Below are 24,949 nucleotides of genomic sequence, written 5' to 3' on the forward strand. Positions count from 1 at the left end.
AGAATTTTTTACTATGTGAATGGTTAAAAATGCTTGAAATATTGTAAAAAATGCTCTATAATTCTCTATAATATAATCTAAGAGAGGTCTTTTATGAAAATTACAGACAATAAAATTGGATACTTAAATGATAATTTTAAAATATTTAGTATCCGAGATAAAAAAGACATAGAATTTGAATACCATAATCACGATTTTAATAAGATAATTATATTTATAGATGGAAATGTAACTTATTTTGTTGAAGGAATTCCATATAAACTAAAACCTTGGGACATACTTTTTATTAGTAGTAATGAAATTCACAAACCAGTTATAGATTCAAATGTATTTTATGAAAGAATTGCAATATGGATTAGCCCAGAATTTATGAAAAAAAACAGTGATAATACTAGTGATTTAGAAAAATGTTTTAAGACAGCCACAGAAAATAAATGTAATCTATTGCGTTTAAAGATACATGACATTGAATCACTCAAACTTTTTATTGAGCAAATAAATATTTCTGAATCTAGTAATGAATTTGGAAATGAAATACTGAGAAATACCTTGTTCATACAGCTTATGATATTTTTAAATAGAATTTTCTTAAAAAACGAGAACATAGAATCTGTAGAAGATGTATTTTACGATGAAACTATAAAAAAAATATTAAACTATATAAACTTAAATATAGAGAATAAACTTTCTATAGACTGCATTGCATCTGAATTTTTTATAAGCAAATATTATCTCATGAGAAGATTTAAATCTCATACTGGAACATCCATACACAATTATATAATTCAAAAAAGACTGATTTTAGCTAAATCATTAATAACCAATGGACATCTTATGAGTGAAGTTTGTAGTAAATGTGGATTTAATGATTATTCTAGCTTTGTAAGAGCATTTAAAAAGTATTATGGTGTATCTCCTAAAAACTATCTAAACAATAAAAGCCCTTTAGATAGTAATTTGTTAGATGAATAAATAATTATTATAGATTTTATTTCAAGAAAAATTAGAGGTATTAGTAAAATAGACATACTAGTACCTCTAGTTGATTGAAATATAAATCATATATTTTTATTAATTAAACTAAAATATATAAATTAAAATTATGCTTATATAATTACTAAAACTCATACAAGTTTTAAGTATACATACTGATGTGTCTATCCTATTTTTTCAATACTCTCTTTTAATATACTTACACGATTACTTTCTTTTGCTGTGACTTTTCCCTTTTTAATGTTTAGTTTTTGATTTTGTTCTAAATTAGTAAATACTACTGGGCTTATTGTTGATAAACCATTTTTTTCAATATATTCTAAATCCATATTAACCAGTTTATCACCCGATTTAACTTCATCTCCTACATTTACAAATACATCAAACCCATTTCCTTCTAAGTTTACAGTCTCTATACCTAAATGTATAAGTATTTCTACTCCAGTTTTTTTAGATTTGATTATTATTGCATGTTTAGTTGGAAATACAACTCCAATAGTTCCATCTACTGGTGAATAAATTAATCCATCATCAGATTTAATTGCAAAACCATCGCCCATTAATTTACTTGAAAATACAGAGTCTGGAACTTCTTCTATACCTAAGATTTCTCCATTTGTCAATGAATAAATTTCTTCTTCCACCAAAGTATTACCTATATTAGTGTTTTCTGTGTTATTATTTTTTTCCATTTTCTTTTTATCTATATTTTTAATATCAGTATTTTCAATCTTTACTTTTCCCTCTATTATATCTTTTATATTAGATTTTATTGCATCTGATTTTGGACCAAATATAGCTTGGACATTGTTTCCAATAACCATTACACCTGCTGCTCCAAGTGATTTCAACTTTTCTTTATCCACTTTATCTATATCATTTACAACTAATCTAAGTCTTGTTATACAAGCATCTAAACTTTTTAAATTTTCTTTATTTCCTAAAGCTATTAGTATTTCTGATGCTAACTCATCTTTTGAAATCTCACTAGTCTCCACATTAGACTCTGATTCATCTTCTCTTCCTGGCGTCTTTAGGTTAAACTTTCTTATCATAAATCTAAACACACTATAATATAATACTGCAAATCCAATACCTACTAAAATAGCTAGATACCATGGAGTTCTATTAGGAAGTACACCAAATAGTAAGAAATCTATTAATCCTCCTGAAAATGTGAATCCGATTTTAACTCCTAATAGTTGCATTACTGCATATGATAAACCTGAAAATAAACAATGTACTACAAATAATGCTGGTGCAACAAATAAAAATGCAAACTCTATTGGTTCAGTTATTCCTGTTAAAAAAGATGTAAGTGCTGCTGATGCCATTATTCCTGCTACAAATTTTCTCTTTTCTGACTTTGCTTCATGTACCATAGCAAGTGCTGCTGCTGGAAGACCAAACATCATAAACGGAAACGCACCTGTCATAAAAGTACCTGCTGTGAAATTTACTCCATCTTTAAGTTGAGCAAAGAATATCTTTTGGTCACCCATTACAAGTTCACCTGCTTTGTTTACATATTCTCCAAATTGATACCAGAATGGATTATGGAAAACATGATGTAAACCAAATGGTATTAATAACCTTTCTAAAGACCCTTCCATAAATGCTGCTAATGTTTGATTTGCTTCTATAACATTTTTTGAAAAACTAAGTAATCCTTCTTGTATTGGTGGCCAAATAAATGATAATATGAGTCCTATTACTATTGCTGTTAATGATGTAACAATAGGCACAAATCTTTTACCTGCAAAAAAACCTAAATATTGAGGTAGTTCAATTTTATAAAATTTTTTATAAAGATAAGCAGCCACTATGCCTATTATAATACCACCAAATACACCTGTTTGAATTGTTGGTATTCCAACAATACTTGCATACATAGAGTTATCTATCATATCTTCTGTGACACCTGCCATAACACCCATAGACGTATTAAGGATTAAAAAACCTACTATAGCTGCCAATGCTGCTACACCTTCGCCTTCGGTTAGACCCACGGCTACACCAACTGCAAATATAAGTGGCAAGTTATTGAATATTATTTGCCCTGAACTTTCCATTATACTTATTATGAGTTGGAATGTAGGATTTGCTAGTGCTGGAAAATGAGCAAGTAACGCATCTCCTGCTAAAGCATTACTTACACCAAGCAATATACCTGCTGCTGGAAGTAATGCAACTGGTAACATTAAAGATTTTCCTACTTTTTGTAAAACACCAAATATTTTTTTCATTTACTTCTCTCTCCTTATTATTTTATATTTTTTAAATAAAAAAGACTTAAGTTTATAAAAAATTACACTAGTAGCTTTAATCCTAAAAATAAACCTCATGTTAATATAAATAAACCTATATCAACCTAATTTTAGAATTAAAAATAAACTGTTATAATTTTCTTATAAACCTAAGTCTTGCCTGCATTATCAGTAACAATCTTAATGTTTTAAAATTATTATATTGCTATTAAATTTTACATAATATCTTAAACACCGATATTGAATTTATATTTATTTAGTATGTTTATCATGAATTCAACACAGATATGACTCTTTTAATATGTAGTGTTAAATATAATAATTCATCTTGACTTACATAGTACTCATAGTTTTTCTCTACATGTGTCTTTATTTTATATGCACAATTATAGTCTTTTTCATACTTTATCTTGATTATATCTACAATATCATTATTAGTATCATTGAGTTCCTCTCTTTTTACTAATCTATTTGCAAAAAATTTTAAGTGTGTAAGAAGTCTATCATAATTTATATCATCTTCTTTAAACTCAACTCTATAATAATATCTTATAATATTTAGTATGTCTTTTACAATTTTAGTAATTAACAAGGATTCCTTTGAACTGCCTTTATAATTTGAATTTACTATGTGCATAGCTATAAATCCTGCCTCATCTAAAGGAAACTCTACATTAAATTCTTTATTTATATAATCTACAGCCCATTTTCCAATCTCGTATTCTTTTTTGTGAATTCTTTTTATTTCATGTAGTAAATCATTTTTTATATTTATATTTTCATGATATCTTTTAATTGCAAATGCAATATGGTCAGTAAGTGCTACATATATGTACTCATAAAGTTCAGTATTTAAAATGCCTTCTGCATGAGCAATTACCTCTGTACTCACTTCAAAAAACTTCTCATCAACCTGGCTTGCTAATTTTCCAATTTTATCTATAAAACTTTCATCTTGTGTTACAAAGGTTCTTTCAATTTTACTTTTATCTACTTCTTGACCTTTCTTTTTTTGAAATCCTATTCCACATCCTGTTAGTATTAATTCTTTTTTTTGGTTTTCATCTAAAACTAACACAACATTATTATTGTAAATTTGTTGAATAATCATAATCAATATCTCTCCCAAAATACAATTTCCCTTATTCATAAAAAAACACCTAAATTAAGATACAATTCACCTGTATATCCTAACTTAGGTATTGCCTGCTTCCCAGTAACAATCCAATTTGTTAACGCTCATAAATATTGTATTCAATTTATAGCTTTATTCTATTATAAATGGATATCTATGTCAAGCAATTATTGAAAACTGTTTCCTATTTTTTAGTACCAATAAAATTTAAATCCTATACAGTTTATTTTTTTCATTCTATCATCATCATTTCATCATAGAGAATATTTTCCAATAGTTCTTTAGCTACGTCTCTTGATATTTGTTTGGTTTCAACTAGTTGTTGAATACTATCTCTTTCACTTTGTATTGCCATTAATCTATAGTATACTACTTTTGCTTCAAATTTCTCATCATTATGAATTTTTCTAGTTAGCCAATTTAGATAACGATTATAAAATCTAATTACTATTAATGATTCATGCCTATTATCTTCATTAATATTTTTATTTATAAATGATATAGCTGTCTTTGTAGAAAGTGCATATGCATGGTGAAACTCTTTAATTAGTTCCTTATTTTCAGATATTATTTTTGTAATCTTTTCTTTTACTTCTGTTTTTACCTTTCTATCTATAATCCACATACTTATTTTTAATTTTACAATCTTAAATATTGATTTTTGGACAGATTTTCTCGATTTTGTAATATAAAATCTATATAACTCAAATGCTCTACCAGAAATTTTTCCATCATTCAATAATTTATGAACAGCTATTAAGCCTTGATTATCTGCCTCTGCAATCATCATATTTATAATTTTGTTATCTGGAATATTTAATATACCCTTTTCTAAATCTACTAGCTGCTCATTTAAATCATGTATTACTGGCTGTACCTCTTGCGCTTTTTCATTGCTAAGTTTTAAAATAGCTTCTTTTAAAATTAATTTATATGCCTCTCTATCAGACAATAAGTCTTCTGACTTTTGTACATTCTTTTTTAATAGTACTGGCAATAAAACTGTTGCGAGTAATAAACTTATAAGTATGACTTCTGATGATATAAACAAAACAATATCTCTCATTGGAAACATATCTTTATTGTCTAGGTAAAATGGTATAGATAGAGCAGTTGCAAGTGTAAATGTACCATGAACACCACAAGTAGCAACTATTAATGAATATTTCCATCTAGAAGTATCATCTTTTTCAAATTCTTCATTCTTAAATCCTAAAAAACCTGTAAAGAAATTATTTAAAGGATTTTTCTTGATTTTTATAAAAGAACTGTGCCATAAATACACCCATATAAATCTTATAATAAATAATATAACTACAATTAAAATAGCAATAAAAGTTAAATTTAATGCTATATCTTCGTTGTTAGTGATAATTCCTTGATATATACCTGGCAACAAAAAACCAAGTAATGTAAAGACAAACCCATTCAGTACATACTCCAAAACATACCATGTATTATCTGATATTATTCTCAATTTAGTTGTTGTATTTTGTAAATGTTCTTTTTCGATTCCATGGGCTATACCTGCCATTACAACTGCTAAAATTCCAGATACCCCTAGCTCTTCTGACACAAAATACACAAAAAGTGGAGTCATTATCTGTATGACTATTACCATTTGTATTTCTTCTAAATTCCACTTGTGCAAATTAAGTCTTATTTTTATAATTATATATCCTAAAATACTTCCTACTATTATTCCTCCAAATGCAGTAATCAAAAATTGAATACTTGCTTCTTTTATTGAAAAAAAGCCTGTAACGGTAGCAAGTACTGCAACTTTAAATGCCACTACTCCTGCAGCATCATTTAATAGCGATTCTCCTTCAAGTATATTCATCATATTTTTAGGAAAATCTAAACCTTGTGTAATTGATTTTACTGCTACTAAATCAGTTGGAGATATTACTGCTGCCAAAGCGAATGAAACTGATAGTGGCATTTCAGGAATAAGAAAATGTATAAAAATCCCACCTGCAAATACTGTTGTTAAAACCAGTCCAAATGCAAGAAGTAAAATTGGTCTTCTAAGTTCTAATAATTCTCTTCTTGATACATTTTGACCTTCACTAAATAATAGTGGAGCTATGACACATATTACGAATATATCTGGACTAAACGAAAAGGAAAATTTAAATGGTAAAATAGACAATAAAACACCTAATACAATTTGATAAATTGCAAGAGGAATATTGCTCCATTTTTTACTAAGTATAGTTGAAATTATTGTACAGACCAACAAACCTAATAAAGTTACTAAAATTGACATAGCTACCTCTCTTTTCAATATATAATTTATAGATTAGACTTATATATTAACTATCTTAATATTGATAGTATTACACTTTACATGTAATTATAAAATATTTACTTTAATCTATTATTCTTATTATATACGCCAAATTTAGTTTTGAAAACCTCTATACTAAGTGACATGCAACCATATGATTTTTTGAGATTTCCTTTAAAGCTGGTACTTATATTTTACATATTTCCTTACAATAAGGACATCTTGTATGGAACTTACATCCAGATGGTGGGTTTGTTGGAGATGGAATATCTCTCTATGATACTACTACTAAACTTCAAGAACCTAGGTTAAAACATATTTTTGGTACAGATGAACTAGGAAGAGATTACTTTGCTAGAACACTTTATGGAGGACGAATTTCACTTAGTGTTGGTATCTTATCAATGCTTATTTCTATAGTATTTGGTACTACTATAGGTGTTATTAGTGGCTATATTGGTGGGAAACTAGACCAGTTATTGATGAGATTAGTGGACATGCTTATGAGTATTCCAAGTTTTTTAGTTTTAATTGTATTAAATACTTATCTAGCTCCTAAGGCTTCTATAAAGAAACTATCACAGTTGCTGGTTCATTAAATATTGCAAATGCTATCTTAACTGAATCTGCACTTAGTTTTTTAGGACTTGGTATACAGTTACCTCTTGCATCATGGGGTAACATGTTTCAAGATGCTCAAAGACATATTTTTGATAAGTTATATTTAGCTGTATTTCCTGGCTTACTTATCTTCTTAACAGTTATGAGTTTAACTATAATAAGTAAAAAGTTCTCTAATAACACTTGATAATATCAATACTTTAAAATAAAAATACAAAATATTTTACAGTGAGTGTATAAATACACTCACTGCTTTTTATATATTTCAAAATAAAAATTTTATATATTATAGAATTTAATGAAGTTATATATTAAGTAACTTTAATAACCTTCTAAATTATTTATATATTATATAAAATTTATTTTCCCTTAATTAATATGTAGTTGAAAAACTAATAGTTTATTGTAATTGAACTTAATTATTTTATCTATGATTTGTTATTAAAATAACAAATCATAGATTCTTTTTACTAAAGAAATCTATAATAAATTTAAATACATGTTCATCTACATGACTATAGCGCTCTTTTTTAGGTCTACATAACACAACCTTCCATGTGATAGGGTCATTAAATGGTTTTTCTATAATTTGACTATTTTCAAAAAAATCGTGTACTGGTGATGGTAAAATAGTTATAAAGTCAGAATTTGTAGTTGACAACAACAAGAAATCCCAAGAACCAGACATAATATACCTCTTAAGTTTAACTTTTTCATCAGTAAATTTTTGCATTAATTTATGATGTATCATAAATGTAGGATTAAATATTGCAAGCAGTTCTTCATTTAAATCATTCCAATCTATTTTATTTTTCTTTGCGAGATGATGATTTATATTTAAAAATGCTGTAAGTTCGTCTTCTTGAAGTACATGTTCTGTTACTACACCCCTATCAATTTTATGTGGATGTAAAAGAACTGCATAATCTAATTCCTGCAAAATAAGCATTCTACTTAAATCGTATGCCCCCTTCTCTACTATATCAAATTCTATGTCTGGATTGTTTGCAACTAATTGTGCAACTACATCAGAAAAAGCTATTCCAAGTATAAGTGGTGGTATTCCTATTCTAACTTTCCCTTTAAACTGAACAGAATCTTCTCGCAAATCCTCCATCATATTTTTATATTCATTTATAATATTTTCTGCATTTACATAAAATCTTTCTCCTGCTGGAGTTAAGCCATTTAACCTGCCTTTATATCTCTCAAATAAATACACATTTTCATTTTCTTCAAAGGTTTTTATAATTTGACTTAAGGCTGGCTGAGATATGTGAAGAGTTTTTGATGCAATTGATAAATTAAAACCAGATTTCACTATTTCAACAAAATATTTTAACTGTTTTATATCCATTTCAAACCACCTTTCTTACAAGTATAGTTGATATTAATATTTTTTCTTATAAGAACATTTTATAAGAAAAGCGAAATAATTTCATTAATATTTTAACAAAATATTCCTATATATATATTCTAAATTTTTATCCTATAAATTTTCCTTATATGTTGTATAAAAAATTAGACTTAGACAAAACACATTTTTAGCCGTAATCTATAGTTAGAAAGAGGAAAACCTAAGGCATTAGGAATAAAAATAATTAAACTACTTAAAAACAAGTTTGTATTATAAGTAATTTATTATAGTGTTCTTCAAAGTTTTTTATTCAGAAAATTTCAAATAATCATTCAAGGAGGAACTATTAAATATGAAAGATGTAGTAATTGTATCATCAGTAAGAACACCTATAGGAAACTTTGGTGGCGTATTTAAAAATACTTCTGCTGTTCAACTTGGAGTTGTAGCTGTTAAGGAAGCTATATCACGTATAAAACTTGATTTATCTGAGATAGATGAAGTGATAATTGGAAATGTTCTACAAGCAGGTCTTGGACAAAATGTTGCTAGGCAAATTGCCATAAACTCAGGTATACCAAGTTCTGTACCAAGTTACACAGTAAATAAATTATGTGGCTCAGGACTTAAAAGCATTCAACTAGCAGCTCAATCAATTATAGCTGGTGAAAATGATGTAGTAATTGCAGGTGGTACTGAAAATATGAGTCAATCACCTTACATTATTCCTACTGCTCGTTTTGGTAGTAAAATGGGCAATGTTACTATGGTAGATAGTATGCTAACAGATGGTCTTATAGATGCTTTCAATCAATATCATATGGGAATTACTGCCGAAAATGTTGCTGATAAATTTGGAATTACAAGGGAAATGCAAGATAAAATAGCACTAGAAAGCCAAAATAAAGCTGAAGAAGCTATAAAAAACAATCGTTTTAAAGACGAAATTGTTCCAGTAGAAGCTGCGATAAATCATAGAGAAATTAAAACTATTGATACAGACGAATATCCTAAATTAAGCATGACATCTGAAATACTATCCAAGCTTAAACCTGCCTTTAAAAAAGATGGTACTGTAACAGCTGGAAATGCATCAGGAATTAATGATGGTGCAGCAATGATGATACTAATGAGTCAACAAAAAGCAGATGAACTTGGGCTTAAGCCGCTTGCTACAATAAAATCATATGCATCATCTGGTGTAGAACCTGAAATAATGGGAACTGGTCCAATTCCTGCAACTAAAAAAGCACTAGAAAAAGTGGGTCTTAATATTAACGATATAGACTTGATAGAGGCGAATGAAGCATTTGCAGCACAAGCACTTGCAGTTAAAAATGAACTTCAAATAGATTCGTCTAAACTAAATGTAAATGGTGGTGCAATAGCACTAGGACATCCAATAGGAGCAAGTGGAGCTAGAGTACTTGTAACCCTTATTTATGAAATGCAAAAACGTAAAGTAGAAACTGGCCTTGCAACACTTTGTATTGGTGGTGGTCAAGGAATAGCGATGATAGTTTCACGATAGGAGGAAATATGAATAAAATAGTTAGCATTGATGAGGCTCTATCTCACATCAAAGATGGAGATACAGTAATGGTTGGTGGATTCATGGCCAATGGTTCCCCAGAAAATTTAATTGATTATTTATGTGATAAAGGTATAAAAGATTTAACATTAGTTTGTAATGATACTGGTTTTATTGACAAGGGTGTTGGAAAGATGGTTGTTAATAAGCAGTTCAAAAAGATAATTGCCTCTCACATAGGATTAAACAAAGAAACAGGAAGACAGATGAATGATAATGAAACATGTGTCGAATTAGTTCCTCAAGGAACTCTTGCTGAACAAATTCGTGCAGCTGGTTATGGCTTAGGTGGAATACTAACACCAACTGGCATTGGTACTCTTATAGAAGAAGGAAAGCAAAAGATTGTTGTCGATAGTAAAGAATATCTTCTTGAAAAACCAATTCATGCTGATGTTGCTCTTTTATTTGCTTCAAAGGTAGATAAAGCAGGTAACTTAGTTTACAAAGGTTCTATGAATAACTTTAATAATTTAATGGCTTCAGCTGCTAATATTACAATAGTCGAGGCAGGCGAAATTGTTGAAATAGGTGATATCGACCCAAATGAAGTTACTACACCAGGTATTTTTGTGAATTACATCGTTGAAGGAGGTAATTTATAATGGATAAATTAGAAATACAAGAATATATTGCAAACAGAGTCTCTAAGGAATTAAAGGATGGAGCTGTTGTAAACCTTGGTATAGGCTTACCAACCAAAGTAGCCAATTATATTCCAGATGAGGTAAACGTTATTTTACAATCTGAAAATGGATTTCTAGGTCTAGGACCAGCTGAAAGTGGAAATTCAAGTGATGAAACTATTGTAAATGCTGGTGGTCAGCCAGTTACTATCCTTCCTGGAGGTTGTTTTTTCGATAGTGCCACTTCTTTTGGAATAATTAGAGGAGGTCATGTAGATATAACTGTTCTTGGAGCACTCCAAGTTGACAAATATGGTAACATAGCAAATTATATGATTCCAGGTAAAATGGTTCCTGGGATGGGTGGAGCTATGGATTTAGTAACTGGAGCAAAAAAAGTCATTGTAGCAATGGAACACACTTCAAAAGGTTCAGCAAAAATATTAAATAACTGTACTCTCCCACTTACTGCAACCAATGCTGTAGATTTAATTGTAACTGAGATGGGAGTTATAGAAGTAACTACAGATGGACTCCTTCTTATAGAAATAAATCCTATCTTCACATTAGACGAAGTTCTTTCTGCTACTGAAGCACCTTTAATATTGTCAGATTCATTAAATAAAGAGGCATCGATTATTTAAAATTAATCAAAATTACATCAGAAAATAAATTTAAAAGATGTAAAATATTAATACAAAAAATTAATATAAAAATAAAATTAAATTGGAGGAAATAAAAATGGTTAAAGACAAAGTTGTATTCGTAACAGGAGCTGCAAGTGGAATAGGTAAACAAATAGCTGAATCATTCTTGAAGAATGGTTCTAAGGTAGTATTCTCTGATATAAATCAAGAAGCACTAGATAAAGTTACATCAGAATTACAAAAAGAAGGTTATGATTGTGCAAATGTAAAGTGTGATGTAACTAAAGAAGAAGAAATTAACCATGCAATAGATAAAACTATAGAAAAATATGGAAGATTAGACATACTAATAAATAATGCTGGTCTTCAACATGTTGCTATGATAGAAGATTTCCCAACTGATAAATTTGAATTTATGATAAAAATAATGTTAACAGCACCTTTTATAGCTACTAAAAAAGTATTCCCTATAATGAAAAAACAAGGATTTGGTCGTATAATAAACATGGCTTCAATCAATGGTGTAATTGGATTTGCTGGTAAAGCTGCTTACAATTCAGCTAAACATGGACTTATAGGTCTAACAAAAGTTGCTGCACTTGAAGCTGCTGACTCAGGTATAACAGTTAATGCTATATGCCCTGGATATGTAGATACTCCACTTGTTAGAGGTCAATTTAATGACCTATCAAAAACTCGTAATGTACCACTAGAAAATGTATTAGAAGAAGTTCTATATCCACTTGTACCTCAAAAACGTCTACTAGATGTTCAAGAAATTGCTGATTATGCGATGTTCTTAGCTAGTGATAAGGCTAAAGGAATTACAGGACAAGCTTGCCTACTAGATGGAGGATATACTGCACAGTAGTTATTACATATTTAGGACTTGAGGAATTTATTCTTCAGGTCCTTCTACTAAGGAGGGATATTTATGAGTATTATCGCACCAATTGGTATAATTATTGGTATTATAGCTATTATATATTTTTCAGTTAAAGAAATTCATATAACTATAGCTGCTCCAATAGCAACTTTGATAGTTGTTCTCTTAAATAAAATGGATGTCGTGACATCAATGCTGGGTGCTGACAAAAATAATTATATGGGAGCACTTGGAAACTATATAATGAGTTACTTTGCAATATTCTTGTTAGGTTCTATACTTGCCAAGTTTATGGAGGAAAGTGGAGCTACTGTATCTATAGCTGATTTTATTCTAAATAAATTTGGTTCTAATCACCCTTATAGAGTTTTAGTTGCTATATTTATAGTAAGTTTTATATTAACATATGGTGGAATAAGTTTATTTGTAGTTATGTTTGCAGTTATTCCACTTGCAAGAACTCTATTTAAAAAACTTGATATTTCTTGGAATCTTATTCAGATACCTCTTTGGCTTGGAATTGCAACAATTACTATGACTATGATTCCTGGTACACCAGCTATTCAAAATGTTATTCCTATTCAGTACTTAAACACATCTCTTACTGCAGCAGCTATACCAAGTATTGCAGGAAGTATAGGTTGTGCTGTATTTGGTCTGGTATACATGAAATATACTTTAAACAAGAGTCTTAGGAAAGGAGAAACTTATGCAACTTACACTTCAGATGTAGAAGAAGAATCTTTAGATAGAGAGTTACCAGGATTTTTTGCAAGTATTTTTCCTCTATTGTCACTTGTAGTCATAGCAATATCTGGAAGTACTTTTGGTTCAGAGTTTATGAAAAAAAATGTAATTTACATAGCTTTAATAGTTGCAATTGTTTTATCTGCTTTTCTATTCCGTAAATTTTTATCATCAAAAATACAAACATTGAGTATTGGTGCTAGTGGTTCTATAGGACCTATTTTTGCAACATCTTCTGCTGTTGCATTTGGAGCTGTAATAATGGCTGCACCAGGCTTTGATATATTCAGTAAACTTATCATGTCAATACCAGGTAGTCCACTTATAAGTCTTACTGTTTTAACTTCAACAATGTCCGCAATAACAGGCTCCTCTTCTGGGGCTTTGGGAATAGTAATGCCGAACTTTGCAGATTATTATCTAAGTACTGGTATGAACCCAGAGTTAATCCATCGTGTTGCTACAATTGCTTCAAATATATTAACAATAGTACCTCAAAGTGGTGTGTTTCTTACATTCTTGAGTTTATCTAAATTAACACATAAAACTGGTTTTAAAGAAACTTTTATTGTGGTTGCAGTTGGTTCATTAATAGCAGAAATCATTGTAATTACATTAGGATTACTAATGTATTAAACTAAATCAAACTACAATTTATTATATAAAAAGTCATCTATTTATGATAGATGGCTTTTCTATTTTCAAGAATCTAATTAAAGATACTTTTTTTACTGATTTTCAAAGTATATATTAAATAAATATCACTAACTATAAAAAAAATTTACCACAACCAGAATTTTACATCATAGAATTATTATAAAAACACTATTTCTTCTAAAGCAGTTATGCCATACTATGCAGATTAATGATGAAAATTATCAAACATCATAAAATATACCTATTTATTCCAGGTATATTTTATTTACATATCTTTACAGTAAAAAAACACTTGATTCTATGTTAGTATAAATGCACGGGTACCCCCTACACTAAAGGTTACAATTTAGTAACATTTTTAGAATTTTTAGATTGAGAGGTGTTTATAATGAGAAAAAATATACCAACAAAATTAAAAACTATACTAGCTTTAGGAGTGTTAACCTTAGCAACAGCTTCCAGTGCTGTTACTGCAAGTGCTTCGTCACTTGAAAATAATATGAATATAAGTAATAAAAATTTAGTATATACTAATGCTAAATTTAAGTTTTCAGCAAAACCAAATTGTTCTGTAAAACCAGAACTTAAACCTGACAAAGATAATTCTTGTAAAGATAAGAATCACAATGACAAGAATTGTAATATTACTAACAAGCCTAATGGCAACAATAATTCAGGTTCTACTAATAAACCTGAGGATAATAATAACTCAGACTCTACTAAGCCTGAAGATAGTAATAAACCAGAGGACAATAAACCTGAGGACAACAACAGTTCAGACTCTAATAATAAGCCTGAAGACAATAATAACTCAGAATCTAATAAACCTGAGGACAACAACAATTCAGAATCTAATAATAAGCCTGAAGACAATAATAACTCAGAATCTAATAAACCTGAAGATAATAACAATTCAGGCTCTACAACTGGAAATTTTTCAGCTTACCAAAAAGAAGTTGTTGATTTAGTAAATGTAGAGAGATCTAAAGCTGGATTAAATCCACTTACTCTTGATGCTGATGTATCAAATGTCGCTACAAAAAAATCTCAAGACATGATTGACAACAACTACTTTGCACATAATTCTCCAACTTATGGTTCTCCATTTGACATGTTGAAAAAGTTTGGGATAAGCTATAAAACAGCTGGTGAAAATATAGCAATGGGACAAAAAACACCAAAAGAAGTTGTAAATGCTTGGATGAATTCTGAAGGTCATAGAAAAAATATATTAAATCCAAATTACAGTAAAATAGGTGTTGGAGTAGCACAAAAAAGTGGTGGTTCAATTTACTGGACACAAATCTTTGTAGGATAAAATACTCTTTTTCTATATATACAAAAAGAGTATCTCAAGATGATTTTTAAAAATCATAAATGGGATACTCTTTTGTATCTATACTATTATATAGTGTTTTATCTTTAATATATTTTTTATACTAAATATAGATTCTTTTAAAATGATAGATTTAAAGCTAAATCACAAAACTGAATACTTATATTTGAATATAAAATATAAATTCCTATATTATAAATATTATTTAATAATTAAATAATTTAAAAATCCATTATAAAAAAATAAAACCTTCCTTTTAGTGCCATTAGACTTCTTTCTAAAATCAAACTTAATGCTTCTAATTTGCGTTTTTTCTCCTCTTTATTCCAATAAAAAATACCTGGGTCAAGTAAAAAAGTAAAAACAGATAAAATTATCTCTGATACTTCTAAAGTATATTCACATTTAAATATGCCTTCTTCCACTCCTTGTTGAAATAGTTCTGCAACAATAGTAGAAAGTGAAGTAAGTATTTCTGCAAGAGATTTTTCATGGATTGAAGCATTAAATTGTTGATGAAGATATTCATCAATTGAAGATTCAACTGTTGATGTTATATAACTTTGAAATAATAACATCAGTTTTGAAAAATTATGTGGCCTATACTAGTAATTGTATATTATAGATTAACAAAAAAAGAAGAAAAAGACATGATAAATGAATTTGGAAACAATTATATTATTTATCGCAACAAAACAGGTATGTTTCTTCCTAAAATACTCCTAAAAAACATAGACAATATACCGAAACAAAATCTTAATTCTCACAGTTTGATATAAATAAAAAAGGGATACTATTTTTTAATAGTATCCCTAATTATTATCAAATCATATCTTAAATAAGCATTATAATATTTTAATTATTATTCAGCTAATTTTTTATATCCTTCGTATCTTTCTTTAGCATCAGCTTCAGCTTTTGCAAATAATCCATCAGCTTCTTCTGGGAATTGTTTAGCTATAGCAGAGTATCTTACTTGTGCAAGTATGAAATCTCTGAAGCTTGCAGTTGGTTCCTTAGAATCTAAAGTGAATGGGTTTTTACCTTCAGCTTTTACTTCTGGATTGAATCTGTATAAATGCCAGTATCCGCAAGCAACAGCTTGTGCTTCGTTAGCTACAGTTCTTCCCATACCTTCTTTTAATCCATGGTTTATACATGGAGCGTAAGCTATTATTAAAGATGGTCCATCATGTTTTTCAGCTTCTAGAACAGCTTTGATAAATTGGTTTTTATCAGCACCCATAGCAACTTGAGCTACATATACGTTTCCGTAAGTCATAGCCATCATACCTAGGTCTTTCTTTCTAGATTGTTTACCTGCTGCAGCAAATTTAGCCATAGCAGCAGCTGGAGTAGCTTTAGAAGCTTGACCTCCTGTATTTGAATATACTTCTGTATCAAATACAAGTACATTTACATTTTCGCCAGATGCAAGAACATGGTCTAATCCACCGTAACCGATGTCATATGCCCAACCGTCTCCACCTAGTATCCATTGAGATCTCTTAACTAGATAATCTTTTCTATCTCTTATAGCTTTTACTAATTCTTTAGCTTTTTCATCTGTGCAATCACAAGCTGGTTTTTCTAATAATTCAACAACTTTAGCACTTGCTACTTTAGATGCTTCTCCATCATTTCTAGAATCTAACCATTCTGTAAATACTGCTTTAGCATCTTCACAGATATCCATAGAAACTAATTCTGTCATAGCATCTACTATTTTTCCTCTTATTTGTTTAACAGCTGTGTACATACCAAATCCGTATTCAGCATTGTCTTCAAATAAAGAGTTTGCCCAAGATGGACCTTTGCCTTCATGGTTACAAGTATAAGGAGTTGAAGGTGCAGAAGCTCCCCATATAGAAGAACATCCAGTAGCATTAGATATCATCATTCTATCTCCATATAATTGTGTAACTAACTTGATGTATGCAGTTTCTCCACATCCAGCACATGCTCCTGAGAATTCCATTAATGGTTGTCTAAATTGACTTCCTTTAACAGTGTTTGCAGGCATAACATCAACTTTTGGAGCTACCTCTTCAGGATTTACTGCAAATGCCCAGTTATCTAACTCTGTATCAAGTTGAGTATCTATTGGTTTCATAACTAAAGCTTTTTCTTTAGCTGGACATATGTCAGCACAGTTTCCACATCCTGTACAATCTAGTGGACTAACTTGGATTCTATATTTTAATCCTTCTAATCCTTTACCTAATGCTTTTTTAGCTTCAAATCCTTTTGGAGCATTAGCTAATTCTTCTTCTGTAACTAAAACTGGTCTTATACATGCATGAGGGCATATAAAAGAACATTGGTTACATTGGATACAGTTATCCATTACCCACTCAGGAACATCAACAGCTATACCACGTTTTTCATAAGCTGAAGTACCACAAGGGAATGTTCCATCTTCTATACCATTGAATGTACTTACTGGTAAGTTATTACCTTCTTGTGCAGTCATTGGTCTTAATATATTTCTTATAAATTCTGGTTCTTTAACTTCTTCTTTATCTGCATCAACAGCATTTGCCCAAGAAGCTGGAACTTCAACTTTAACTAAAGCATTTATTCCTGCATCAACAGCAGCATAGTTCATGTTAACTATCTTTTCACCTTTTTTACCATAAGCTTTAACTATAGAATCTTTTAAGTATTTAACAGCATCTTCTTCTGGTATTATTTCAGCTAATTTAAAGAATGCAGATTGCATTATCATGTTTATTCTATTTCCAAGACCTATTTCTTGTCCTAGTTTAACAGCATTAACTGTATAGAATTTTATATCATTTTTAGCTATATATTGTTTCATATGAGCTGGTAAGTTTTCTTCAATTCCTGCTTGGTCCCATATAGTGTTAAGTACAAATGTACCACCTTTTTTAAGACCTTTTAATAAATCATATTGATAAACATATGATTGTTTATGACAGGCAATATAGTCAGCCTCATCTATTAAATAAGTAGCTCTTATTGGAGTATCACCAAATCTTAAGTGAGACATAGTTATACCACCAGATTTTTTAGAGTCATAATCAAAGTAAGCTTGAGCATATTTTTCAGTGTGGTCACCGATTATTTTTATAGCTTGTTTGTTAGCTCCAACAGTACCGTCAGAACCTAATCCCCAGAACTTACATCTTATAGTTCCTTTAGAAGCTATTTTAATTGATTCAGATGGAGCTAAAGAAGTATTAGTTACATCATCAACTATACCTACTGTAAATCCATTCTTAGGTTGTTCTGAAACTAAGTTATCAAAAACAGTTTTTATATCTGAAGGAGTAGTGTCTTTTGAACCTAATCCGTATCTTCCACCTATTATCATAGGAGCATTTTCTTTTCCATAGAATACATCACGTACATCTAAGTATAATGGTTCACCAGTTGAACCTGGCTCTTTAGTTCTATCAAGTACACATATTCTTTCAACAGTAGATGGCACAGCATCTAAGAAATGTTTCATTGAGAATGGTCTATATAAATGAACTTTAACTAAACCATATTTTTCTCCCTTAGCATTTAAGTAATCTATAGTTTCTTCTATTGTTTCTGTTACAGAACCCATAGCAATTAATATAGATTTAGCATCTTCTGCTCCATAGTAATCAAATAAACTATGTTTTCTACCTGTTAAATCGCTCATTTTTTCCATGTATTTTTCAACTATACCTACTATATTTTGATAGTATTTGTTAGAAGCTTCTCTAGTTTGGAAATATATATCTGGGTTTTGAGCAGTACCACGAGTAACTGGGTGATTTGGAGATAAAGCATTATCTCTAAATGCTTGAACTGCTTCAAAGTTTAATAAACTTGCATAATCTTCATTTTCTAATAATTCCACTTTTTGGATTTCATGTGAAGTTCTGAATCCATCAAAGAAATGTATAAATGGTAATTTACCTTCTATTGCAGCTAAATGTGCAACAGGCGCTATATCAGCTACTTCTTGAACTGAACCAGAAGCTAATAATACACATCCAGTTTGTCTAGCAGCCATAACGTCTTGATGATCCCCAAATATTGATAAAGCTTGAGATGCTAAAGCACGAGCACTTACATGGAATACTCCTGGTAATAACTCCCCTGCAACTTTATACATGTTAGGTATCATTAATAATAAACCTTGAGATGCTGTAAAAGTAGAAGTTAAAGCTCCACCTTGTAAAGAACCGTGGAATGCTCCTGCTGCTCCTGCTTCTGATTGCATTTCAACAACATTAACTTTTTGTCCAAATATATTTTTTCTTCCTTGTGACGCCCATTCATCAACTACTTCAGCCATAGTTGAAGATGGTGTGATTGGGTATATAGCTGCTACATCTGTAAATGCATAGGCAACGTGAGCTGCAGCTGTATTCCCATCAAGTGTTTTCATAAACTTAGCCATAATATGTATCCTCCTTGATAGCTACAATTGTACTTGTTTATAACAAGTCTATTTTTTTATATTTACATATAATTTACACAACAAAAATATAAACACACATAGTCGCGCAAATACTCTATCTTCTAATATAATACTACAGATTGGATAAAATTCCTTTGAAAATTGTAAATTAATTACATATTTAAGTAGATTTTTTTTTAAATTAAATATGTTAAGTTTTTTTCATAATTTTGTATACAATATATAATAAATTAAGTTAGATTTTTCAAACTTTTTTATCTATTTGCATATATTGGTATTAGGAGTAAAAGAGCCTTCTTTATCATATATAAATTTTATATATCTAATTTTACCATATTATATCATATTTTTGTAAGTTTTTATTATAGTTTTCATAATACCCCTTTATATTATAAATTAATCTATTAGATTAAATTTATAATATAGAAATTTATTACATTAAAAAATATGCTAGTAAATAAAATATTCACTAGCATAAATTTCATACATAAAACTAATCAACTATTAATTCTACTAAATCTCCATTTTTAACACCTGCTGCATTTCCTTCTTCCATGTCAACATGCATTTCTAAATTAAAGCTATCACTAGCTCTTACTAATACATTTTCAAATACTAATGCTCTTGGTCCAGATGTTTTAACTTTTACTATTTGTTTATCAGTTACACCAAATTTAGCAGCATCTTCATTGCTCATATGTATATGTCTAGAAGCAACTATAACTCCTTCTTTCATTTCAACTTCTCCAGCTGGTCCTACTAATTTAACACCAGGAGTTCCAGCTATATCACCAGATTCTTTTATTGGAGCTTTTACTCCTAATGGGAATCCATCTGCTAAAGAAATCTCAACTTGAGTTTGAGGTCTAGCTGGTCCTAAAACTCTAACTCCTTTTAGAGTCCCCTTTGGACCGACTAAATCAACTTTTTCTTCACAGGCAAATTGTCCTGGTTGAGATAATGGTTTAAATTTAGTTAATTCATGACCTGCTCCAAATAATACGTCTATATCAGCTTGACTCAAATGAACATGTTTATTAGATAATGCTATTGGTAATTTCATTGAAATTCCCTCCTTTAATTATTTTTAAATTATTGCAATACAATTATACATAATATTACTTACAAAATCAAATTATATTGAATCAATATAAACTTTTAGACTCTTCGACAGAGTGTCTTTAAACTCTTGATTATCTCTGTAGGGTATATTATCTGTATTGTTTAAATATATATTGTGTAAAAGTTTAGTATTTATACTCTTAAAGAAAAAGTCCATAACTATTTGCCCACCTTTAAATTGTGAATCATAAGGTTTACTACCTCCTACTGCAACGTACATACCTATACGCTTTTTATTCCTATCAATTGAAGGCTTATTTAATATATACTTACTCGCATAGATAGCTTGAGTTCTATCAACAACAGTTTTTACTTTAGCTGATATTGAATCAAAATGTACAGGACTTATTACTATAGTTCCTTTTGATTTATCAAACATTTTATATAGAGGTTTCATATCATCATTAAATTTGCAATACCCTGTCTTATTACAAAACCCACATGCTGTACAATATTCAATATACATATCATATATATTGAATATTTTACTACTAAGTCCACTCTCTTCTAATTTAAGTTTTATTTCATTTGCTATAAAACTACAGTTTCTATTATTTCTCGGACTTCCATTTATTATTATAATTTCTGGACTTTCAAGTTCTATTTTATTATTTAAATCCATAATCAATCTACCTATCCTTTAACATAACGATTAAAATATCATCATCATAATTATCTTTTGATGAAAAGTTTCTTAAATCTAATTTTAAATTTTCTACTATCAACTGGTGATTTAATCTAAAATTTTCTTTTAAAAAGTTTTCTAATCTATCTATACCATATTCTTCTTTTGATTTATTTTTTATTTCTAAAATTCCATCAGTATACATACATACCATTGCATAGTCTTCCATTGAAAGAGTATTGTTTTCATATGTTGCATCTTCCATTACCCCAATAGGTATTCCCTTTTTACAATTTAAGTTAGTTTCTATTGTTCCATCTTTTTTTACAACTACAGGGCTATAGTGTCCTGCATTAGATACTGTAATCATATTTTCTTTAATATCTATAAGTCCAATCAAACAAGTTGTAAATACTCCCATCTTGTCAAATTCATCATATAACATACTATTTAAATTTGTCATTATTTCTTGTGGTGTCTTATACTGATTACATAACACTTTAAAAGCACCTTTTATCATTGCAACAACATAATTCGAAACCATTCCATGACCCATTACATCAGCAACAATATAAACTATGTGTTCAGAATCTACCTTTGTAGCATAGTAAAAATCTCCACCTACTACTCTTGCTGGTTTATGATAAAAATAAAGTTCTTTTTCATCATTACAATCCATTTTACCTTTGTCCATAATAAGTTGTTGCTGTTTATTTAATACATTTAACTCATTCTCAAGAACCTTGTGCTTTACTTCTTTTTCATTGTGCTCATATAACTGCATACCAACCAAAACCTGTTTAGATAATATACTAAGAATATTTAAATCATCACTAGTGTAGTTTTTGCTGTTTGCACAAACAATGCATCCTATAGTCTCATTTTTATCTTGGAGTTTGTAATATATATAACTTTCCAAGTTTATCCCTTTTTGTGAACATGGTTTTAAATTATTTAAATATCCTCCTAAGGATTCTTTATTTACAAACTTGTCTAACATAGGATATAAATTTGTTTTCTTCTTATGCTCTGTATTATAACAGCTAAATATCTTATCTTTATTATCATGACCTGTTATAATTATCAAAGCTTCTTTACTATTAGTGATATTACACGCCTGTTTACTTAAGTTTTCTAAAAATCCATCTATACTTTTATTGAGATATAATTTTTTAGTAGCTTCATTTATAGCACTTATTGAACCTCTTAATTTATCAACCAAAATTTGTACATTATTATTTTTATTAGTTATTTCTATTGATAAACTTAAGAGAGATGCAACAGAAGATATAAAGTCTATATCTTGTTCTGTTAGAAAATCTTCTTCTGTCAAAAAGCAAGTCATAAATCCAACTACTTCATTATTTATGATAAAAGGAAAAACTATTCTACCAATGTAACCTTCAGATTTTGCTAAATCTCGTTCCCCTTCTGCTCTAGAATCTTCAAATACATTTTTTACATATATTATCTTTTTCTCATTTACAGCTTCATGGATATATTCTGGATATGTGTCAAAATCAATTTTTGCACCTTTAAGACTATTGATTGGAAAAATTTGAGGTACATATTCTAAAGTTTGTGAACATACTAAATAGGCATATTTAGAATCATTTTTATAAAATAGATTTACACATGCCTTTGTAGGGTGAACAACCTCTAACATTTTTTCTATTATTTTATCTTTTATATTAAAAAAATCTGTAGATTCAGTCACCATAGCAGATATTTCCACTAAATTCTTCATTTTATAATTGCCATTAGTCATACTCAATTTCTCCCCCTATATATTAAACTATTTATTAGTATTTTAACATACATTCTTTATAGTAAAAACAAAAACAACGACAAAACTAAGAACTAATATCCAGTTAAATCCTGTCAATATTCCTATAAGAAGTAATGTAATCAATGCATTTAGACCTGTTCTTCCCTTTTCATCCATAAAAGTTATCTTAGAGATGTCGATATTATTTTTTACATTGTTTATATGTTCCTTCACTTGTTCTTCCATATTTCTCTTATAAAGAATGTATACCACTCCAACTAGAAATACTCCTATACCTAATATCCAATTTAGATTAAATGCTACAATAAGCAGTATTGAACCAAAAACTAACTTTAAAAGTTTAAAAAACACACTGTCTATCTTTAAAGTTATATTTCTGATTTCTTTACATTCATCCCTTAATGAATATCCACTTGAATCTAAGTTATTAATCTTTGTTTTTACAATTTCAGAATAAAAAAGTTTTATTATCCCATTTAACATTTTCATCACTCCTAAATATTTTACATATATTTGTAAGTTTTACAATTATAATATTTTTTATACTTGGTAATAATAAAAAATAACAAATATTTTATAATTTAGTATTTATTGTAAATAAATTATTAAAACTTTATAGACTAAGTATAAATTTTTCAAAATAAATATTCTTACAATTAAAAGGAAGTGTTTTTGTGCAAATAGAACAACTCGATTTAGAAACAAGAAATAAAATATACTGCTATACAAAAAAAATTCTTAGAAAATACCAAAAAGGTATTATATCTGGAAAATTAACAGCAGATAAATTTGCAGATAATATATTATCTCAAGATTTTATAAATAGTATACTTGATGAAAAAATAATAAGTGAATATGAATTTAAGTTATCTTATATAGACTATATTGAAACTTTAATAAAAATACAAAATGAAAATTTGTCTAATTCAAGAAAAAAATCTACTAAGTCTATAAAAAGTTTTAATATCACTCAAATAATTCAATTGAAAAATTTATTACATGATACTGGTTATAATCTATCAATTCCATACAAGTACCTGACTCCTAAGGATATAGAAGGTATTATTACACTTATCAATACTGGGTCTATTGAACTTGGAAATGAAAGAATATATAATTATATATCAAAAGCATAATAAAATAAATTTATTATAAAAAGGCAATTTATTTAATATAAAATCTATTTTTTTATATTAAACAAATTGCCTTTTTAATTTTTATTTCTATATGATATTATCCAAGAGCTTTTTCTAATTTAGATAAGTGTTGTATTGGATAATATTTTAATAGTTCTTTAAACTGTTCTACTGATAATCCTTCTGTTGTCGTATATATTCTTATTTTTTCATCTAAATCACTATTAATAAATTTATTTTTTAAATCTTCAAAGTTTACACTACTCATTTTACATCACTCCTTATGTAATATATTCATTTGTACTATTTTATCCAGATTTCTAAAATTTATTACATAAAAATATCGACATATAAAACTTAATAAAAAAAAGCTATCTCAATTTAGAAATTACTTTCTATATTTGAGATAGCTCTAGCTATAACAATAGCCTAATAGTTATAAATAATTATTTATTAACTATCTGTTGTTTTTTCCAGCCATTTGTTGTTCAGCCATTTCAACTAATTTTTTAGTCATGTATCCACCTACATAACCATTTTCTCTTGCAGTAAGGTTTCCTTTATCAACTTGTTGATAATTACTCATACCAAGTTCATTAGCTATTTCTAATTTCATTTGGTTTAAAGCTTCTTTTGCTCCTGGTACTACTGTTTTGTTGTTGTTATTGTTACTTGCCATGTTGATTACCTTCCTTCTG

General features: G+C 28.8%; 21 protein-coding genes and 1 pseudogene. 9 read left to right on the plus strand and 13 right to left on the minus strand.

Annotated elements, in window-relative coordinates:
* Positions 1 to 93: 93 nt before the first annotated feature.
* Positions 94 to 972 (plus strand): AraC family transcriptional regulator, encoded by an 879-nt coding sequence (locus IC218_RS08830; RefSeq protein ID WP_227482910.1) that lies wholly within the window; start codon positions 94 to 96, stop codon positions 970 to 972.
* 185 nt (positions 973 to 1,157) lie between these two features.
* Here IC218_RS08830 and ptsG read toward each other — a convergent pair whose 3' ends face one another.
* The 4 genes and pseudogenes from ptsG to IC218_RS22185 form a co-directional block, all read right to left on the minus strand.
* Complete coding sequence (ptsG, locus tag IC218_RS08835) at positions 1,158 to 3,239, minus strand: glucose-specific PTS transporter subunit IIBC (RefSeq protein WP_227824219.1); 2,082 nt, start codon at positions 3,237 to 3,239, stop codon at positions 1,158 to 1,160.
* Positions 3,240 to 3,528: 289 nt separating this feature from the next.
* On the minus strand, positions 3,529 to 4,371 hold the full coding sequence (licT, locus tag IC218_RS08840; RefSeq protein WP_227483783.1) for a BglG family transcription antiterminator LicT: 843 nt from the start codon (positions 4,369 to 4,371) through the stop codon (positions 3,529 to 3,531).
* A gap of 256 nt (positions 4,372 to 4,627) precedes the next feature.
* Positions 4,628 to 6,667, minus strand: a complete 2,040-nt coding sequence (locus tag IC218_RS08845) for a cation:proton antiporter (protein ID WP_227824220.1) — start codon at positions 6,665 to 6,667, stop codon at positions 4,628 to 4,630.
* 208 nt (positions 6,668 to 6,875) lie between these two features.
* Positions 6,876 to 6,959: pseudogene (locus tag IC218_RS22185) on the minus strand (hypothetical protein); the annotation flags it as partial.
* 133 nt (positions 6,960 to 7,092) lie between these two features.
* Here IC218_RS22185 and IC218_RS08850 point away from each other — a divergent pair.
* Positions 7,093 to 7,287: an ABC transporter permease subunit gene (locus IC218_RS08850; protein ID WP_227824221.1), complete on the plus strand. Its 195-nt coding sequence runs from the start codon at positions 7,093 to 7,095 to the stop codon at positions 7,285 to 7,287.
* 476 nt (positions 7,288 to 7,763) lie between these two features.
* On the opposite strand, the gene IC218_RS08855 is transcribed toward IC218_RS08850, so the two are convergent.
* The gene (locus tag IC218_RS08855; RefSeq protein ID WP_227824222.1) at positions 7,764 to 8,666 is read right to left on the minus strand and encodes a LysR family transcriptional regulator; all 903 of its coding nucleotides are present in this window, start codon (positions 8,664 to 8,666) and stop codon (positions 7,764 to 7,766) included.
* A 352-nt stretch (positions 8,667 to 9,018) separates the two neighbouring features.
* Here IC218_RS08855 and IC218_RS08860 point away from each other — a divergent pair, with 352 nt between their 5' ends.
* The 6 genes from IC218_RS08860 (at position 9,019) to IC218_RS08885 (ending at position 15,138) form a co-directional block, all read left to right on the plus strand.
* The gene (locus tag IC218_RS08860) at positions 9,019 to 10,197 is read left to right on the plus strand and encodes an acetyl-CoA C-acetyltransferase (protein WP_227824223.1); all 1,179 of its coding nucleotides are present in this window, start codon (positions 9,019 to 9,021) and stop codon (positions 10,195 to 10,197) included.
* An 8-nt stretch (positions 10,198 to 10,205) separates the two neighbouring features.
* Positions 10,206 to 10,862, plus strand: coding sequence for a CoA transferase subunit A (locus IC218_RS08865; protein WP_227824224.1), 657 nt, complete (start codon positions 10,206 to 10,208; stop codon positions 10,860 to 10,862).
* On the plus strand, positions 10,862 to 11,527 hold the full coding sequence (locus tag IC218_RS08870; RefSeq protein ID WP_227824225.1) for a 3-oxoacid CoA-transferase subunit B: 666 nt from the start codon (positions 10,862 to 10,864) through the stop codon (positions 11,525 to 11,527). The genes IC218_RS08865 and IC218_RS08870 overlap by 1 nt, the downstream gene beginning before the upstream one ends.
* 97 nt (positions 11,528 to 11,624) lie before the next feature.
* Positions 11,625 to 12,401 (plus strand): 3-hydroxybutyrate dehydrogenase, encoded by a 777-nt coding sequence (locus tag IC218_RS08875; protein ID WP_227483788.1) that lies wholly within the window; start codon positions 11,625 to 11,627, stop codon positions 12,399 to 12,401.
* 63 nt (positions 12,402 to 12,464) lie between these two features.
* Positions 12,465 to 13,799 (plus strand): GntP family permease, encoded by a 1,335-nt coding sequence (locus IC218_RS08880; protein WP_227432389.1) that lies wholly within the window; start codon positions 12,465 to 12,467, stop codon positions 13,797 to 13,799.
* Positions 13,800 to 14,208: 409 nt separating this feature from the next.
* A complete protein-coding gene (locus IC218_RS08885; protein WP_227824226.1) occupies positions 14,209 to 15,138 on the plus strand; it encodes a CAP domain-containing protein in 930 nt (309 codons plus the stop codon).
* Between the two features lie 239 nt (positions 15,139 to 15,377).
* Here the strand turns inward: IC218_RS08885 and IC218_RS08890 are convergent, their stop codons facing one another.
* From IC218_RS08890 to IC218_RS08915, 6 genes are all read right to left on the minus strand, one after another.
* Positions 15,378 to 15,734, minus strand: a complete 357-nt coding sequence (locus IC218_RS08890) for a hypothetical protein (RefSeq protein ID WP_227824227.1) — start codon at positions 15,732 to 15,734, stop codon at positions 15,378 to 15,380.
* Between the two features lie 284 nt (positions 15,735 to 16,018).
* A complete protein-coding gene (nifJ, locus tag IC218_RS08895) occupies positions 16,019 to 19,558 on the minus strand; it encodes a pyruvate:ferredoxin (flavodoxin) oxidoreductase (RefSeq protein WP_227432386.1) in 3,540 nt (1,179 codons plus the stop codon).
* A gap of 514 nt (positions 19,559 to 20,072) precedes the next feature.
* The gene (pduL, locus tag IC218_RS08900) at positions 20,073 to 20,642 is read right to left on the minus strand and encodes a phosphate propanoyltransferase (RefSeq protein ID WP_227432385.1); all 570 of its coding nucleotides are present in this window, start codon (positions 20,640 to 20,642) and stop codon (positions 20,073 to 20,075) included.
* A gap of 72 nt (positions 20,643 to 20,714) precedes the next feature.
* Entirely contained in the window at positions 20,715 to 21,323 is a 609-nt protein-coding gene (locus tag IC218_RS08905; protein WP_227824228.1) for a flavodoxin family protein, read from the minus strand.
* Positions 21,324 to 21,330: 7 nt separating this feature from the next.
* Positions 21,331 to 23,094: a GAF domain-containing SpoIIE family protein phosphatase gene (locus IC218_RS08910; RefSeq protein ID WP_227432383.1), complete on the minus strand. Its 1,764-nt coding sequence runs from the start codon at positions 23,092 to 23,094 to the stop codon at positions 21,331 to 21,333.
* Positions 23,095 to 23,136: 42 nt separating this feature from the next.
* Positions 23,137 to 23,598, minus strand: a complete 462-nt coding sequence (locus tag IC218_RS08915) for a hypothetical protein (RefSeq protein WP_227483794.1) — start codon at positions 23,596 to 23,598, stop codon at positions 23,137 to 23,139.
* 191 nt (positions 23,599 to 23,789) lie between these two features.
* On the opposite strand from IC218_RS08915, the gene IC218_RS08920 reads away from it, so the two are divergent.
* A complete protein-coding gene (locus tag IC218_RS08920; protein ID WP_227432381.1) occupies positions 23,790 to 24,251 on the plus strand; it encodes a hypothetical protein in 462 nt (153 codons plus the stop codon).
* 97 nt (positions 24,252 to 24,348) lie between these two features.
* On the opposite strand, the gene IC218_RS08925 is transcribed toward IC218_RS08920, so the two are convergent.
* Together IC218_RS08925 and IC218_RS08930 are read right to left on the minus strand one after the other, a co-directional pair.
* A complete protein-coding gene (locus tag IC218_RS08925; RefSeq protein WP_003416012.1) occupies positions 24,349 to 24,519 on the minus strand; it encodes a hypothetical protein in 171 nt (56 codons plus the stop codon).
* Positions 24,520 to 24,708: 189 nt separating this feature from the next.
* Positions 24,709 to 24,930 (minus strand): alpha/beta-type small acid-soluble spore protein, encoded by a 222-nt coding sequence (locus IC218_RS08930; RefSeq protein WP_227432380.1) that lies wholly within the window; start codon positions 24,928 to 24,930, stop codon positions 24,709 to 24,711.
* Positions 24,931 to 24,949: the final 19 nt, after the last annotated feature.

The organism is Clostridioides sp. ES-S-0005-03 (assembly GCF_020658455.1).
Taxonomy (GTDB): domain Bacteria; phylum Bacillota; class Clostridia; order Peptostreptococcales; family Peptostreptococcaceae; genus Clostridioides.

What these genes read in the sequence shown, in the direction of transcription:
- IC218_RS08830 (WP_227482910.1), top strand. Translation starts at nt 94, where the DNA reads ATGAAAATTACAGACAATAAAATTGGATACTTAAATGATAATTTTAAA.
- ptsG (WP_227824219.1), bottom strand. Translation starts at nt 3,239, where the DNA reads ATGAAAAAAATATTTGGTGTTTTACAAAAAGTAGGAAAATCTTTAATG.
- licT (WP_227483783.1), bottom strand. Translation starts at nt 4,371, where the DNA reads ATGATTATTCAACAAATTTACAATAATAATGTTGTGTTAGTTTTAGAT.
- IC218_RS08845 (WP_227824220.1), bottom strand. Translation starts at nt 6,667, where the DNA reads ATGTCAATTTTAGTAACTTTATTAGGTTTGTTGGTCTGTACAATAATT.
- IC218_RS08850 (WP_227824221.1), top strand. Translation starts at nt 7,093, where the DNA reads ATGCTTATTTCTATAGTATTTGGTACTACTATAGGTGTTATTAGTGGC.
- IC218_RS08855 (WP_227824222.1), bottom strand. Translation starts at nt 8,666, where the DNA reads ATGGATATAAAACAGTTAAAATATTTTGTTGAAATAGTGAAATCTGGT.
- IC218_RS08860 (WP_227824223.1), top strand. Translation starts at nt 9,019, where the DNA reads ATGAAAGATGTAGTAATTGTATCATCAGTAAGAACACCTATAGGAAAC.
- IC218_RS08865 (WP_227824224.1), top strand. Translation starts at nt 10,206, where the DNA reads ATGAATAAAATAGTTAGCATTGATGAGGCTCTATCTCACATCAAAGAT.
- IC218_RS08870 (WP_227824225.1), top strand. Translation starts at nt 10,862, where the DNA reads ATGGATAAATTAGAAATACAAGAATATATTGCAAACAGAGTCTCTAAG.
- IC218_RS08875 (WP_227483788.1), top strand. Translation starts at nt 11,625, where the DNA reads ATGGTTAAAGACAAAGTTGTATTCGTAACAGGAGCTGCAAGTGGAATA.
- IC218_RS08880 (WP_227432389.1), top strand. Translation starts at nt 12,465, where the DNA reads ATGAGTATTATCGCACCAATTGGTATAATTATTGGTATTATAGCTATT.
- IC218_RS08885 (WP_227824226.1), top strand. Translation starts at nt 14,209, where the DNA reads ATGAGAAAAAATATACCAACAAAATTAAAAACTATACTAGCTTTAGGA.
- IC218_RS08890 (WP_227824227.1), bottom strand. Translation starts at nt 15,734, where the DNA reads ATGTTATTATTTCAAAGTTATATAACATCAACAGTTGAATCTTCAATT.
- nifJ (WP_227432386.1), bottom strand. Translation starts at nt 19,558, where the DNA reads ATGGCTAAGTTTATGAAAACACTTGATGGGAATACAGCTGCAGCTCAC.
- pduL (WP_227432385.1), bottom strand. Translation starts at nt 20,642, where the DNA reads ATGAAATTACCAATAGCATTATCTAATAAACATGTTCATTTGAGTCAA.
- IC218_RS08905 (WP_227824228.1), bottom strand. Translation starts at nt 21,323, where the DNA reads ATGGATTTAAATAATAAAATAGAACTTGAAAGTCCAGAAATTATAATA.
- IC218_RS08910 (WP_227432383.1), bottom strand. Translation starts at nt 23,094, where the DNA reads ATGACTAATGGCAATTATAAAATGAAGAATTTAGTGGAAATATCTGCT.
- IC218_RS08915 (WP_227483794.1), bottom strand. Translation starts at nt 23,598, where the DNA reads ATGTTAAATGGGATAATAAAACTTTTTTATTCTGAAATTGTAAAAACA.
- IC218_RS08925 (WP_003416012.1), bottom strand. Translation starts at nt 24,519, where the DNA reads ATGAGTAGTGTAAACTTTGAAGATTTAAAAAATAAATTTATTAATAGT.
- IC218_RS08930 (WP_227432380.1), bottom strand. Translation starts at nt 24,930, where the DNA reads ATGGCAAGTAACAATAACAACAACAAAACAGTAGTACCAGGAGCAAAA.